This window comes from Aminobacter sp. 01T433 (assembly GCF_056398585.1).
In genome coordinates this window covers 186,278-199,450 of the sequence record NZ_JBFTPR010000007.1, presented here as the reverse complement: position 1 = coordinate 199,450, position 13,173 = coordinate 186,278, and the positions used below count along the sequence as shown (strand labels likewise).

The following is a 13,173-nucleotide window of genomic DNA, read 5'->3' as shown; positions in this document are numbered from 1 at the left end:
GCCCCGCGACCGTTTGCCGAGAGGCTCAGACGTGTCGCGGAGCACCGTCCCAGCGTGACGCCTCGCCTGAGCCGAAGGCCTTTTCCTTCAGCTCGCTGAATTTCGACGACGCCTCTTCCAGCCTGCGGTCCCATTCGGGATTGGGCACCTGGCCTTCGATGACCTTGAAATAGACCTGCATCAGCGAGGCGACCGCAAAAGGTTCGATCAGCGCCGATTTGAATGCCCAGGCAAAGACGATCGCCAAAACGAAAGCCCAGCCGCCGAGTTCGCCCGGCATGAAGTAGAGGATGGCGCCGGCTGGCGCGAGCATCAACAGGAAGATCGCCAGCGACACGCCCCACACGACCAGCGACAGCCAGATGGCGTTCTTGACCATGGTCTTGCCGTTTTGGGCATACAGCACGACGCCCTGTCGCGCGCTCTGCCAAGGCGAAGTGCTGCCGATGCGGATATTGTAGCCCAGGATGATCTCGTCGACATAGGTCAGCGACATGCGGATGACGGTGTTGACGAACCTGACCAGCCCGTTGAGCCCCGGGATCGGCAGGAGGGCGGAAACGCCGCCGACCAGGCCGGTAATCGCGCGGATCACACCCTTCACCAGCTGATCGAGAACGAACAGGATGCTCGCCTCGCTGAAGCGCGTGGTGACGACCTCGCGGGCATAAGAAATCTGGTCCTGGCCGCCGGGGATTTCGCGCCCATCGATCAGATGGACCATGACGGCGATGTGGCCGGCCTTGACGATGTAGAGGATGTATTCGCGGATCCAGTAGACGGCTATCGAGACCACGCCGAAGCCGGCGATGCCGCCCCACAGCGCAAACGATATCGCGCTGTCAGGGTCGGCGGTGGCGTGACCCAAGCCGTAGCCGAAGCCGGCGCCCGCCCCCGTCGCCACGATATAGGCGAGCGTGATGCCGAAATAGACGACCATGCGCAGCACCATGAACGGCCAGGTGCGCGCCATGATCGCCAGGCTTTGGCCTATGCTGAAATCCCACATCCCCGACTCTCCCCCAGAGAGAGCGAGAGAATGCGCCGTGGCTAGCGGAAGTCAATCACCCGCCGATGGAGCAAAATCAGCGGATTTCAGTCTTGGCGATGCGGATACCAAAACCCTCGAGGCCGACATAGTGGCGCTCGCGCGAGGCGATCAGGTTGATCGAGGAAATGCCGAGATCCTTGAGAATCTGCGCACCGAGACCGATCTGGCGCCATTCGTCCTCGCGGTGGCGCGCTTCTTCGTGGTCTTCGCGCTCGGGTGTCGGACGGTTGCGGCCGAGATTGGAAACGCCGACCGAGCCTTCACGCAGGTAAACGATGACGCCACGGTTGCAGTCGCCGAAGGTCTTCATGATGTCGCCGAGGCGGTTGCTGGTGCCGAACACATCGGTCACCACGTCCTCGGTGTGCAGGCGCACCGGCACTTCCTCGCCGTCGCGAATGTCGCCGAAGACGATGGCGAGATGGTGCATGACGTCCCAGGGCAGCGTGTAGGTGATGGCTTTTGCCTTGCCGGCAGGGGTTTCGATGTCGAAGCTGTCGACACGCTGGATCAGCGTCTCCTGGCGCTGGCGGTAGGCGATGAGATCGGCGACCGAGACCTGCTTGAGGCCGTTCTTCTCGGCAAAGGCAGCGACCTGCGGGCCGCGCATCACCGTACCGTCGTCGTTCACCAGTTCGGAAATGACACCGACCGGCGGCAGACCGGCGAGCTTGCAAAGGTCGACGGCGGCCTCGGTATGGCCCGAGCGCATCAGAACACCACCTTCGCGCGCGATCAGCGGGAAGATATGGCCGGGACGAACGAAATCCGAACCGCCGACATTGCCATTGGCGAGATTGCGCACCGTCAGCGTACGGTCCTCGGCCGAGATACCGGTCGTGGTGCCGTGCTTGAAGTCGACGGAAACGGTGAAGGCCGTGGTGTGGGCGGAATCATTGTCGGCGACCATAGGCGCCAAATTGAGCCGCCTTGCGTCTTCCTTGAGCATCGGCGTGCAGACGATGCCGGAGGTGTGGCGCACGATGAAGGCCATCTTTTCGGCCGTGCAGTGAACGGCGGCAACGATCAGGTCGCCTTCGTTCTCGCGCCCGTCGTCGTCCATCACGACCACGATCTCCCCGCGCTCGAAGGCTCTCAGCGCTTCGACGACTTTCTTCTGATCGTAGGCCATGGCGTTCTCTCTTTCGCAGGGGAGTAGGGCAGTAGGGGAATAGGGCAGTATGTGAACCAGGCGATTGCCTTACTGCCCTATTGCCCTACTCCCCTAAATCCTCCCCGTCTGTCCGCGATGGCGGAGATAGTGGTCGGCAATCGCGCAGGCAACCATTGCCTCGCCGATCGGCACGGCACGGATGCCAACGCACGGATCGTGCCGGCCCTTGGTCATCACATCGACGTCCTTGCCGTCCTTGTCGATAGACTTGCGCGGCGTCAGGATCGACGAGGTCGGCTTGACGGCGAAACGCGCGATCACGGCCTGTCCGGTCGAGATGCCGCCCAATATACCGCCGGCATGGTTGGACAGGAAGTGTGGCACCCCGTCATTGCCCATGCGCATCTCGTCGGCATTCTCTTCGCCGGTGATGCGCGCGGCCTCAAAACCGTTACCGATCTCGACGCCCTTGACCGCGTTGATCGACATCAGGTTTGACGCGATGTCCTGGTCGAGCTTGCCGTAGATCGGCGCGCCCAGCCCAGCAGGCACGCCCTCGGCAACGATCTCGACCACAGCGCCGACCGACGAGCCCGACTTGCGGATGCCGTCGAGATAGTCGGCGAAGACCTGGACCGAACCCGCATCGGGCGTGAAGAACGGGTTTTCCGAACTTCCGATGAAATCCCAGTCCCAGTTGGCGCGGTCGATCGACTTCACGCCCATCGACACCAGCGCACCACGCACGACGAGGCCGGGCACGACCTTGCGCGCTATCGCACCTGCCGCCACGCGTGCAGCCGTCTCGCGCGCCGAGGAACGGCCACCGCCGCGATGATCGCGCAGGCCGTATTTGACGTCGTAGGTGTAGTCGGCATGGCCGGGACGATATTGCCGGGCGATCTCGCCATAATCCTTGGAACGCTGGTCGACATTTTCGATCAGCATCGAAATCGGCGTGCCAGTCGAGATCAACGTCTCGCCGTCATCGTCGGTGATGACGCCCGACAGCACCTTGACCTCGTCGGGTTCGCGGCGCTGGGTGACGAAACGCGACTGGCCCGGCTTGCGCTTGTCGAGCTCGTCCTGGATGTCTTTCAGCGTGAAGCGGATACCGGGCGGGCAGCCGTCGACAACACAGCCAAGTGCCGGCCCATGGCTCTCGCCCCAGGTGGTAACGCGAAACAAATGGCCGAAGGTGTTGTGCGACATGCAAAGAGCCCTTTCCGGCAGCTGCCGGGGTATGGCCGCGTTCTAGCGCATGACCTCGAAAAGTAAAATTCCTTTTCGACAAAGGACGATGCGCCGATTCAACGTGATGGAGCGCGCCTGCATGTCCTTTGAGGCGCGCAGCGCCCCATTGGCCATTTTAGCGGTGGTCAAACTGTGATCGGAGCCGATTTAGTTTTGACACATTCGGTTGGTTTCTGCTTCCTTCCGACCGCCCCGTATGTTTTGCCTCGCGCTTTGCGGGGCGCAGAGAAAAAGAGGACGACAATGCGTACCCTTATTGGCGCCGTTGCCGCCGTGCTCATGATGTCAGGCGCAGCACTGGCCGCCGAAGCCGAAGGTCAGGTCAAGTCGGTCGACAAGGAAAAATCGATCATCACGCTCGACAACGGCAAGACCTACAAGCTGCCGGGCGAGTTCGATGTCGACAACATCAAGCCGGGCATGGAAATCCTGCTGGCCTATGACGTGGTCGAAGGCGAAAACCTGATCACCGACATGGAACTGCCGCAGTAAACGCGAAATTCGCGGCCGCTAGAGCCATTCCAGGCGGCCGTTTTCCACTTTCAGCACGCGGTCTTGGGGTGTCTCCAGGACCGCGGCTTTGTTTTTGGGCAGGTCTTCGACAAGCCTGAAGATCGCGCGCAAGACACCGCCATGGGTCACGCAGACCGTCGGTCGCGCAACCTCCGCAAGCCAGGGACGAATACGGCAGGTGAGCATTTCATAGCTCTCCGCATCCTTGCCCGGCGGCACGAAATCCCACTTGTCCAGTTGCCGCGCAGCGCTCACGCCCGGTTCGCGGGCTTCGAGCTCGGCGAAGGTGAAGCCCTGCCAATCGCCGAAATTCACTTCGATGAGCCGTGCGTCAGTGCGATAAGCCAAGGGATCGAGCCCCATCGCAGTTCGCACGCGCTCCATCGTCTCGCGGGTACGCCGCATCGGGCTTGCCACGAAATCGAAAGCCTCGGGATTGGGAACAAGCTCGGCGAGCCTACGACCATTGCGGTCGGCCTGCTCGCGCCCGAGCGCATTGATGTCGATGTCGGCCTGGCCCTGCAGACGCTGCTCAGCGTTCCAGGGCGTCTGGCCATGGCGCACGAAATAGATGAGCGGGGTCATGTGAGGCTGGGGCGCGAGGTCAGTCCTTCACGGCAGCGATATCGGGCGCATCGACAGCCTTCATGCCGACGACGTGGTAGCCGGAATCGACATGATGCACTTCGCCAGTGACACCGCGCGACAGATGCGACAGGAAATAGAGCCCGGCGTCGCCAACCTCCTCGATCGAAACGGTACGACGCAGCGGCGCGTTGTACTCGTTCCACTTCAAGATGTAGCGGAAGTCGTCGATACCGGACGCGGCAAGCGTCTTGATCGGGCCGGCCGAGATGGCGTTGACGCGGATATTCTTCGGGCCGAGATCAACGGCGAGATATTTGACGCTGGCCTCAAGCGCTGCCTTGGCCACGCCCATGACGTTGTAGTTTGGCATCACCTTTTCGGCGCCGTAATAGGTCATGGTCAAAAGCGAACCGCCATCGGTCATCAGCTTCTCGGCGCGCTGGGCGATCGCCGTGAAGGAATAGACCGAGATATCCATGGTGCGCAGGAAGTTGCCGTGGCTGGTGTCGACGTAGCGGCCAGTCAACTCATCCTTGTCGGAGAAGCCGATGGCGTGGACGACGAAGTCGAGCTTGCCCCACTTCTTTTCCAGCGTCTCGAAGCAGGCGTCGACGGTCGCCATGTCGGTGACGTCGCAATGGCCGCAGACAAAAGCGCCGATTTCGGCGGCCAGCGGCTCGACGCGCTTCTTCAGCGCATCGCCCTGATAGGTGAACGCCAATTCCGCGCCCTGGTCGGCGCAAGCCTTGGCAATGCCCCAGGCAATCGATCTGTTGTTGGCGACGCCAAGAATAAGGCCGCGCTTGCCGGCCATCAGGCCCTGTCCACCCGCCATGTGAGCGCACTCCAATGCATGATTTGTTTGGGAGAGCCTATCGCATAGGCAATCTGCAGCTTCAAGCGTTGATACGCCGCCACATATCGAGCGGCGACGTCGCGCCTGCCTGCTTTCAGCCGTTGGACTTGCGCATCAGCTCTTCGAGTGCCGCATCGCCGCCTTCAGGCAGCATCACGCGGACATGAGCATACATGTCGCCGTGGCCGCCCGCCTTTTCAGGCAGGCCGCGCCCCTTGATACGCAAGACCTTGTCCGAACTGGACCAGGCCGGCACCTTGACGGCAATGCGCCCCGTCGGCGTTTCCACTGCAAGCTTGGCGCCGAGCACGGCGTCGTGAAGCTGAACCGGCAGGTCGGCATGCAGGTCCCGGCCCTCGACACGGTAGCGCGGATGACGGCGGAACCTGATCTTGACCAGCGCGTCACCGGCACCACCAAAACCCTGCTCGCCCTGGCCCTTGAGCCTGATCGTCTGGCCGTCCTCGACATATTCCGGCAGCTTGACCGCCAGCTTGCGGCCATCGGGGAACATCGCGGTGACCTTTGGCGCGGTCGCGGCTTCCTCGATGGTCACATCGAGGGTGACATTGACGTCGGCGCCCGGCTGGGCGCGCTGTCCGCCACCCATGCCTGCGCCGGCACCGGGACCAGTACCGCGCTGGCTGAAGGAATCGCCGAAAATCTGGCTGAATATGTCACCGGCATCGAACGATTGGCCGCCCGGGCCACCGGAGCGGAATTCGAATCGCGAGCCGCCAGGTCCGGCCTGCTGCCGGCGGAAACCGCTGTAGGGATCGCCACCCGCAGCGCCTTCAAAGCCATGGAAGCGCTGCTTGCCCTCGGCGTCGATCTCGCCGCTGTCGAAGGCTGCCTTCTTCTTCTCGTCGCCGAGAATCTCGTAGGCCTGGTTGGCCGCGGAAAAGCGTTCCTTTGCCTTCGGATCGTCAGGGTTCTGATCCGGGTGATGCTTCTTGGCGAGCTTGCGGTAAGCCGCTTTTATGTCCTTGGCCGAGGCGTTCTTGGCAACGCCCAGCACCTCATAGGGGTCGCGCATGTCTCATTCCATAAACAGAGAAAAGGGTTGGTTCCTCCCTATATGCGCTTGGCTAGGAAGAAATTCCAGAGGCGGAAGTGCCTTGATCGTCAGACAGGTTCGAATGCCAGCATCTGCCAGGCACCAGCACCGGCGGCACAAACTTCGCCCTTGAACAGCCTGACGCCGTCAAAGCTTTCGCGCGAAACAGCGAACTCCCGACACAACACGCCGCGCTCGGTGCTCTCCACCAGCGCGCTGATCGCGCCGCGCGAACCGGTATCGGCGTTGGCCCAGGGAATCGCCTGCCCCTTCAGCTCGGCGACGTCGGCGGACGAAACCGCGTTGCGGATCGTTGTCTCATCGGCCAGCCGATTCGCATCGGTGGTACGGTTCACGTCGTCGGGGATCTTGCTGGTCACCAGGCTGCGATCCACCTCCGCCTTATCAAGGCTGAAGCCGCCAGCACCACAGGCGCTGATCGTCGTCAGGCTAAGCAGCAGCACCACCTTGAAGGATCGGAACCCGAATTGTGGGAGGCAATGGCCCTCAAAGGCTTGCGCGAAGCGCGACAATAGGCATTCTCCCGGTCGGAAATGGCAGATCGAGTAAAAGCTATGACGGACACAGAGTTAACAAGCGGTGACTTCACGGAGAGTGCTGAGCCATTCCGGCTTTTTGCCGCGTGGCTCAAGGATGCGACGGCCAGCGAGCCGAACGATCCCACTGCGCTCGCACTCGCGACTGTCGACACCGATGGGCTGCCCGACGTGCGCATGGTGCTGCTCAAGGGTTTCGACGAACAGGGCTTTGTCTTCTACACAAATTTCGAAAGCGCTAAGGGCCGCGAGATCCTGGCGACGATGAAGGCGGCCATGTGCTTCCACTGGAAATCGCTGCGCCGTCAGGTTCGGGTGCGCGGTCCTGTGGAAATCGTCACCGACGCCGAGGCCGACGAGTATTTCGCCACCCGCCCGCGCGGCAGCCGAATCGGCGCCTGGGCATCGAAACAGTCACGCCCGCTCGAAAGCCGATTCGCGCTGGAAAAGGCGGTGGCTGAATACACTGCCCGCCACGCCATCGGCGAAATCCCGCGCCCGCCGCACTGGTCAGGCTTCCGCATCGTGCCGAGCCAGATCGAATTCTGGCACGACCGCCCGTTTAGGCTGCACGACCGTGTCGTCTTCAGCCGCAACGAAGAAGGCGGCTGGGACAAGGACCGGCTCTATCCGTAAGGGCTTTACCTTCCCCTGCGGGGGAAGGGTAACGTTCAGCCTTTCTTGCGCGACATGAAGGCGACGAGCGCGGCTTTTGCTTCGTCAGACTTGAGCCGAGCACGGAAATGCGCGCCTTCTTCCTCGATGCGCTCGACAAGCTCCGAGCGGTCGCCACGCATCAGGTCGCGGGCGATCTTCAGCGCTTGCGGCGGCTTGGCTGCGATCTCGCGGGCGGCGGCAAGTGTTGCCGCCTCCAACTCGTCTTCGGCGACAACCTTGTAGATCAGTCCTGCGGCCAAGGCGCGTTCGGCCGGAAAGCCCTCGCCGAGCCCGAGCAACGCAAAGGCGCCCTGGTGGCCAAGCACCTGCGGCGCAAGCAGGCTGGAGCCCGCTTCGGGCACGAGGCCGAGATCTACGAAAGGAGTGCGGAACACTGTGCGCGGCGTGGCGAAGGTCAGGTCGCAATGCAGGTTGATGGTCGTGCCGATGCCAACGGCGATGCCGTCGACACCAGAGATGACAGGCTTTTCGGTCTTGGCGATTGCCAGCAGGAAATCCCACACCTCGCCGCCGCCTTCGCCACCAGTCGCGATCACCATGAAATCGGCGAGGTCGTTGCCGGACGAAAACGCGCCCGGCACGCCAAGGAAGACATGGCAGCGCACGGTCGGGTCGGCATCGCCCGCGGCAAGTGCAGCCGCCATCTCGGCATACATGGCGCGCGTGATGGCGTTCTTCTTGTCCGGACGGTTCATCCGGATGATCTGCACGGCGTCTTGCCGCTCGATGAGAATGTGGTCGCTCACTTTGGTCTCGTCCTCGTCCCAGATGTCACGCCGAAATCAGCGCCGTGGCGGCAGCGGCAAGGCTGCCCGCGCCACCGGTGATGCGGTCCTTCAGTGCCCCCGTCTCGCCTAGCAGGTTTTCGGCAAAGAACCGGCAAAGGGCGATGCGGTTCTGATCGCCGCTGGCAAGGGCCGCGCGCGCCAGATAGGCGCCGCCTGCCACCAGCGCGAACAGCCTGAGATATGGCGTGGCCCCGGCCAGCGCATCGTCCGTTCGGCCGTCGCTGAGCTTGATTTGCAGATCGCGCGTAGCGTCTTGCAAATCGTCCAGCGCCTGGTCGAGATTGAGCGCGGTACGGCCATAGGCTTCGCTATTCATCGCAGCCACCGCGATGCCAACACCATCCAGCTCCCCGATGTAGCCGAATACATGCTCGCCGCCGCCGAGCGGCAGCTTGCGGGTCACCAGGTCGATCGCCTGGATGCCGTTGGTGCCTTCATAGATCGGAGCGATGCGGGCGTCGCGCAGTAGGGCTGCGGCACCGGTCTCTTCGATGAACCCCATGCCGCCATGGATCTGCACGCCGAGCGACGCGACGTCGACACCGACATCGGTGGCAAAGGCTTTCGCAACCGGGGTCAACAGATTGGCACGGTCCTGCCAATGCGCCTTGTCGGCACCCTCCGAAACCCGGGCCATGTCGATGGCGTGCGCGCAGGAATAGGCAATCGCACGCGCGGTCTGGGTCAGCGCCTTCATGGTCAGCAGATTGCGCTGCACATCGGGGTGATGGACGATCGGTGCCATGCCCTCGCCCTTGTAGGACGATGCCTTGCCCTGGCGCCGGTCGTTGGCATAGGCAAGCGCCTTTTGGAACGCGGTCTCGGCAATGGCCACGCCCTGGATACCGACCAGCAGCCTCGCATTGTTCATCATGGTGAACATGCAGGCGAGGCCGCGATGCTCCTCGCCGATCAGCCAGCCAACCGCACCCGGCTCGCGATCCTTGGCAAAACCGTCGCCATAAATCATCGTGCAGGTTGGCGAGGCGTGGATGCCGAGCTTTTCCTCGATACCCGAGCAGAACACGTCGTTGCGCGCGCCCGGGGTGCCGTCGTCATTGAGCAGGAATTTTGGCACCAAAAACAGCGAAATGCCGCGCGTGCCTGCCGGTGCATCCGGCAACCGCGCCAGCACCAGATGAACGATGTTGTCGGTAAAATCATGCTCGCCATAGGTGATGAAAATCTTCTGGCCGAAGATTCGGTAAGTGCCGTCGCCGGCCCGTTCGGCACGGGTGCGCAAGGCGGCAAGGTCCGAACCGGCTTGCGGCTCGGTCAGGTTCATGGTGCCCATCCATTCGCCAGAGACGAGCTTGGCGAGATAGGCTGCCTTCAGCTCCTCGGAGGCGTGCTTTTCCAGCGCCTCGACCGCCCCCATGGACAGAGTCGGGCCGATGCCGAAGGCCATCGAGGCCGAGTTCCACATTTCAAGGGCGGCAACCCCCATCATGGTCGGTAGGCCCTGCCCGCCATATTCTTCAGGGCCGTTCAGGCTGTTCCAGCCGCCTTCGGTCCAATGTTTGTAGAGTTCTTTCCAGCCGGGCGGCGTGGTCACCGCCGCGTTCTTGAGCTTGGCGCCGGTCCGGTCGCCGACCTTGTAGAGCGGCGCCACCTCTTCGGAGGCGAAGCGCCCGGCCTCGCCCAGGATGGCGTCAATCAGGTCTTCGCCAAGGTCGCCGAAGGTGCCGGCGTCGAGCGCGGCCTTGAGGCCCGCGACATGCTTCAGCGCAAAAGCTATCTCTTCCACCGGGGCGCGATACATGACGCTTCCTCCTGCCTGACCTGATGAACTGCTGTCGCGGCCTCACCACCGCCTGGCATGCACACTAGCCGCGTTCTTTCGGCGAGGGGAAGTGACTTTTTACGTAAACGTCAAATTTTTGGCCGCACTTTCCACCAAAGTCTCAGGTTGGTAGAAGACGCGAAATCAAGAGGAATGACCATGCTCGCCCGGCCCGACGCCTATAGCTGCATCGAATGCGGCCTGCCCTACCGTTCCGAAGGCTTTTGGTATCACGGCGGCAAGATCGAGGACGGCGCCGCCTACTGGACCGATCGCGGCATCCTGTGTTCGCCGAAATGCTCGCTCGCGCACCATCGCAAGCGCGCGGCGGAAGGCACATTGCCGACCACGCCAGCGCCTGATCCGTTTGAGTGAAACCCCATCGCTGTCGCTTTCAACCTAGGGGCGGTGGAGCTTTATCAGCATTTCCTTAACCATGACGGTTCACCATCGGCTCGTCACCGAGGATCGCCTTTGAGGGGACTGGCGTTTAAGCTTCACGGTCTTGCGCTCGCAGCGCTCACCGCCGCGTGGACATTCCACCTTCCAGCGACAGCCCAAGCATCCGACTTCTCCGAACCGTGGAAGAAGGTCGACCGCGCGCTGGTCATCGACGCCTACGAATACAACTCCATCGACTGGCAGAAGCTGTCGGGCGACAAACGCATCGTCGGCTTCATCAACAAGGCCTCGGACGGCTTGCCGCCGCCCTACGCCTGTTCAGGCGATGAAACAGCCTACAAGCTGTGCAAGGCGCTGTGGAAACGCCATGCGGTCGCCCGCGAGCTGTTCCAGACGCGCAAGGTGGTCGCCAAGGCGCTTGGCCTCAAATGGGGCGCCTACCACCTCGCCCGTCCCGGCAATCCGATCGAGCAGGCCGACAACTTCCTCGACTTCGCCGAGCCCGGCCCCGACGACCTGATGGCCGTCGACATCGAGGACAACGACCCGACAAAGTGGATGTCGCTGGAGGACGCCGAACTGTTCGTGCGCCGCATCTTTCAGCGCACCGGCCGCTACCCGATCCTCTACACCAACGGCACGACTTCGCGTTACATCGCCGACAATCGCTACCGCTACCAGCTCTTGTCGCGCCTGCCGCTGTGGTATGCGCGCTACAAGCCCGAGATCGGCATCCATTTCCCGAAAGGCAACTGGCAGGGTTATTCGCTGTGGCAATTCTCGTCGCAGGCCAATTGCGGCATCCGCCGCTGCCCCTACCGCGTCGCCGGCACGCCTAATGACATCGACGTCAATGTCGCGCCGATGGACGCGGAAGGTTTGCGCAAGGCCTGGCCATTTGGCCAGCTGATCGAGACGACCGACGAATTCATGGTCAATGTGCCGGTCCCGATCGCACGCGATCAAGGCCTCAAGGGCGAAAGCCGCATCACCTATGCCTCAGTCGCCTATCCGGTGCGGCTTGATCTTCTCGCCGAAACGCTGCGGTCGAGCTGGAACAAGGCTGTTCTTGGCGCCCTGCCGGCGATCAAGGCTCCCGACAGCCGCTACGCCAATGGCATGGCGGAATATGCCGCTGCCAAGCTCGACCAGCGCCTGCGTGCAAGCAGCAAGGCCGAGTTCGATCCGGTCGCCACGGCTTCCACCGAACTGGACAGCGCTGGACGCTAAGCCTGCTGTTCGCGCTCCACGGCGCGCCAGCCGATGTCGCGGCGGCAAAAGCCCTCCGGCCAATCGAGCAGATCCACCGCCGCATAGGCCTTTTGCTGCGCTTCACCGACGTTGCCGCCGGTCGCGGTGACGTTCAACACACGCCCCCCGTTGGCGACGATCTGGCCATCCTTAATCGCTGTGCCGGCGTGGAACACCTGGGCACCGGAGGCCTCGGCCCTCCCGATGCCTGAGATGACCGAACCCTTTTCCGGCGTGCCGGGATAGCCCTTGGCCGCCATCACAACCGTAAGGGCCGCCTCGTCGCGCCAGCGCGCCGATACATGCGCCAATTGGCCATCGGCGGCGGCATTGAGCAGCACGAGAAGGTCTTCCTTGAGCCGCATCATCAACACCTGGCATTCGGGATCGCCGAAGCGGGTGTTGTATTCGATCAGCTTCGGCCCCTTGTCGGTCAACATTAGTCCGGCGAACAAGACGCCGGCAAAAGGCGCGCCCATTTCGGCCATGCCGCGCATCGTCGGCTCGATGATCTCGCGCACCGTCTGTTCGATCAGCTCAGGCGTCATCACCGAAGCGGGCGAGTAGGCACCCATGCCGCCGGTATTGGGCCCGACATCGCCATCGCCGACGCGCTTGTGGTCCTGCGCTGTGCCGAACGGCAATGCGGTCTTGCCGTCGCACAGGCAAAAGAAGCTCGCCTCCTCGCCGGTCATGAATTCTTCGACGACCACCGAAGCACCAGCACCGCCGAACGCGCCTTCAAAGCAAGCGTCGACAGCTTCCAGTGCCTCGTCCAGCGTCATCGCCACCGTCACGCCCTTGCCGGCGGCGAGGCCGTCGGCCTTGATGACGATCGGCGCGCCCATCTTTTTAACGTAGGCCCTAGCATCGGCGGCATTGTCGAACCGGCCATAGGCGGCCGTCGGAATGTCGTAGCGGGCGCAAAGATCCTTTGTGAAGCCTTTCGAGCCCTCGAGCTGGGCAGCCTTGCCCGACGGGCCGAAGACACGGATGCCCTGGGCGCGCAGATCATCGCCAATACCCGCCACCAGTGGGCCCTCAGGACCAACCACGACGAGGTCGATGCTCTTGTCCTTGCAGAAGGTAGCGACCGCGGCATGGTCGGCTATGTTGAGCGCCACCAGGTCAGCTTCCTGCGCGATGCCCGGGTTGCCAGGCGCGGCATAAAGCTTGGTCAGCATCGGCGACGCCGCAAGTTTCCAGGCCAGCGCGTGTTCGCGGCCGCCGGAGCCGATGAGCAGGATGTTCATACCAGTGACCTCTTGCCAATGCTAGACG

Annotated in this window: 14 protein-coding genes; 4 read left to right on the top strand and 10 right to left on the bottom strand. The window is 62.7% G+C overall.

Annotated elements, in window-relative coordinates; translation table 11 throughout:
- Nucleotides 1-25: 25 nt before the first annotated feature.
- The 3 genes from AC1DLV_RS14555 to aroC all read right to left on the bottom strand — a co-directional run bounded on the left by AC1DLV_RS14555 (nucleotide 26) and on the right by aroC (nucleotide 3,377).
- Nucleotides 26-1,009 carry a hypothetical protein gene (locus tag AC1DLV_RS14555; RefSeq protein ID WP_476800631.1) on the bottom strand — a complete coding sequence of 328 codons (984 nt, stop codon included), beginning with the start codon at nucleotides 1,007-1,009 and terminating at the stop codon, nucleotides 26-28.
- A 76-nt stretch (nucleotides 1,010-1,085) separates the two neighbouring features.
- Entirely contained in the window at nucleotides 1,086-2,183 is a 1,098-nt protein-coding gene (gene ribB / locus AC1DLV_RS14550; RefSeq protein WP_476800630.1) for a 3,4-dihydroxy-2-butanone-4-phosphate synthase, read from the bottom strand.
- Between the two features lie 93 nt (nucleotides 2,184-2,276).
- Entirely contained in the window at nucleotides 2,277-3,377 is a 1,101-nt protein-coding gene (aroC, locus tag AC1DLV_RS14545) for a chorismate synthase (RefSeq protein ID WP_476800629.1), read from the bottom strand.
- Between the two features lie 285 nt (nucleotides 3,378-3,662).
- On the opposite strand from aroC, the gene AC1DLV_RS14540 reads away from it, so the two are divergent.
- On the top strand, nucleotides 3,663-3,911 hold the full coding sequence (locus tag AC1DLV_RS14540) for a DUF1344 domain-containing protein (protein ID WP_476784276.1): 249 nt from the start codon (nucleotides 3,663-3,665) through the stop codon (nucleotides 3,909-3,911).
- An 18-nt stretch (nucleotides 3,912-3,929) separates the two neighbouring features.
- Here AC1DLV_RS14540 and AC1DLV_RS14535 read toward each other — a convergent pair whose 3' ends face one another.
- The 4 genes from AC1DLV_RS14535 to AC1DLV_RS14520 all read right to left on the bottom strand — a co-directional run bounded on the left by AC1DLV_RS14535 (nucleotide 3,930) and on the right by AC1DLV_RS14520 (nucleotide 6,966).
- Entirely contained in the window at nucleotides 3,930-4,517 is a 588-nt protein-coding gene (locus AC1DLV_RS14535; RefSeq protein WP_476800628.1) for a histidine phosphatase family protein, read from the bottom strand.
- A gap of 19 nt (nucleotides 4,518-4,536) precedes the next feature.
- Nucleotides 4,537-5,355: an enoyl-ACP reductase FabI gene (gene fabI / locus AC1DLV_RS14530; RefSeq protein ID WP_476800627.1), complete on the bottom strand. Its 819-nt coding sequence runs from the start codon at nucleotides 5,353-5,355 to the stop codon at nucleotides 4,537-4,539.
- Nucleotides 5,356-5,470: 115 nt separating this feature from the next.
- On the bottom strand, nucleotides 5,471-6,412 hold the full coding sequence (locus tag AC1DLV_RS14525; protein WP_476800626.1) for a DnaJ C-terminal domain-containing protein: 942 nt from the start codon (nucleotides 6,410-6,412) through the stop codon (nucleotides 5,471-5,473).
- Nucleotides 6,413-6,501: 89 nt separating this feature from the next.
- Nucleotides 6,502-6,966, bottom strand: a complete 465-nt coding sequence (locus tag AC1DLV_RS14520; protein ID WP_476800625.1) for an RT0821/Lpp0805 family surface protein — start codon at nucleotides 6,964-6,966, stop codon at nucleotides 6,502-6,504.
- Nucleotides 6,967-7,008: 42 nt separating this feature from the next.
- On the opposite strand from AC1DLV_RS14520, the gene pdxH reads away from it, so the two are divergent.
- Nucleotides 7,009-7,626, top strand: coding sequence for a pyridoxamine 5'-phosphate oxidase (pdxH, locus tag AC1DLV_RS14515; RefSeq protein WP_476800624.1), 618 nt, complete (start codon nucleotides 7,009-7,011; stop codon nucleotides 7,624-7,626).
- A 35-nt stretch (nucleotides 7,627-7,661) separates the two neighbouring features.
- Here the strand turns inward: pdxH and AC1DLV_RS14510 are convergent, their stop codons facing one another.
- Together AC1DLV_RS14510 and AC1DLV_RS14505 are read right to left on the bottom strand one after the other, a co-directional pair.
- Complete coding sequence (locus tag AC1DLV_RS14510; RefSeq protein ID WP_476800623.1) at nucleotides 7,662-8,414, bottom strand: crotonase/enoyl-CoA hydratase family protein; 753 nt, start codon at nucleotides 8,412-8,414, stop codon at nucleotides 7,662-7,664.
- A gap of 25 nt (nucleotides 8,415-8,439) precedes the next feature.
- Nucleotides 8,440-10,218, bottom strand: a complete 1,779-nt coding sequence (locus AC1DLV_RS14505; protein WP_476800622.1) for an acyl-CoA dehydrogenase — start codon at nucleotides 10,216-10,218, stop codon at nucleotides 8,440-8,442.
- Nucleotides 10,219-10,398: 180 nt separating this feature from the next.
- Here AC1DLV_RS14505 and AC1DLV_RS14500 point away from each other — a divergent pair, with 180 nt between their 5' ends.
- Nucleotides 10,399-10,614 carry a hypothetical protein gene (locus AC1DLV_RS14500; RefSeq protein ID WP_476781898.1) on the top strand — a complete coding sequence of 72 codons (216 nt, stop codon included), beginning with the start codon at nucleotides 10,399-10,401 and terminating at the stop codon, nucleotides 10,612-10,614.
- 99 nt (nucleotides 10,615-10,713) lie between these two features.
- Nucleotides 10,714-11,871, top strand: coding sequence for a glycoside hydrolase family 25 protein (locus AC1DLV_RS14495; RefSeq protein ID WP_476800621.1), 1,158 nt, complete (start codon nucleotides 10,714-10,716; stop codon nucleotides 11,869-11,871).
- Here the strand turns inward: AC1DLV_RS14495 and purD are convergent.
- Nucleotides 11,868-13,145: a phosphoribosylamine--glycine ligase gene (gene purD / locus AC1DLV_RS14490; RefSeq protein WP_476800620.1), complete on the bottom strand. Its 1,278-nt coding sequence runs from the start codon at nucleotides 13,143-13,145 to the stop codon at nucleotides 11,868-11,870. The genes AC1DLV_RS14495 and purD overlap by 4 nt on opposite strands.
- Between the last annotated feature and the right edge of the window lie 28 nt (nucleotides 13,146-13,173).

Coding starts and splice junctions, on each gene's coding strand:
- fabI (WP_476800627.1), bottom strand. CDS start 5,355: ATGGCGGGTGGACAGGGCCTGATGGCCGGCAAGCGCGGCCTTATTCTT.
- pdxH (WP_476800624.1), top strand. CDS start 7,009: ATGACGGACACAGAGTTAACAAGCGGTGACTTCACGGAGAGTGCTGAG.
- ribB (WP_476800630.1), bottom strand. CDS start 2,183: ATGGCCTACGATCAGAAGAAAGTCGTCGAAGCGCTGAGAGCCTTCGAG.
- AC1DLV_RS14535 (WP_476800628.1), bottom strand. CDS start 4,517: ATGACCCCGCTCATCTATTTCGTGCGCCATGGCCAGACGCCCTGGAAC.
- AC1DLV_RS14500 (WP_476781898.1), top strand. CDS start 10,399: ATGCTCGCCCGGCCCGACGCCTATAGCTGCATCGAATGCGGCCTGCCC.
- AC1DLV_RS14505 (WP_476800622.1), bottom strand. CDS start 10,218: ATGTATCGCGCCCCGGTGGAAGAGATAGCTTTTGCGCTGAAGCATGTC.
- purD (WP_476800620.1), bottom strand. CDS start 13,145: ATGAACATCCTGCTCATCGGCTCCGGCGGCCGCGAACACGCGCTGGCC.
- AC1DLV_RS14555 (WP_476800631.1), bottom strand. CDS start 1,009: ATGTGGGATTTCAGCATAGGCCAAAGCCTGGCGATCATGGCGCGCACC.
- aroC (WP_476800629.1), bottom strand. CDS start 3,377: ATGTCGCACAACACCTTCGGCCATTTGTTTCGCGTTACCACCTGGGGC.
- AC1DLV_RS14525 (WP_476800626.1), bottom strand. CDS start 6,412: ATGCGCGACCCCTATGAGGTGCTGGGCGTTGCCAAGAACGCCTCGGCC.
- AC1DLV_RS14540 (WP_476784276.1), top strand. CDS start 3,663: ATGCGTACCCTTATTGGCGCCGTTGCCGCCGTGCTCATGATGTCAGGC.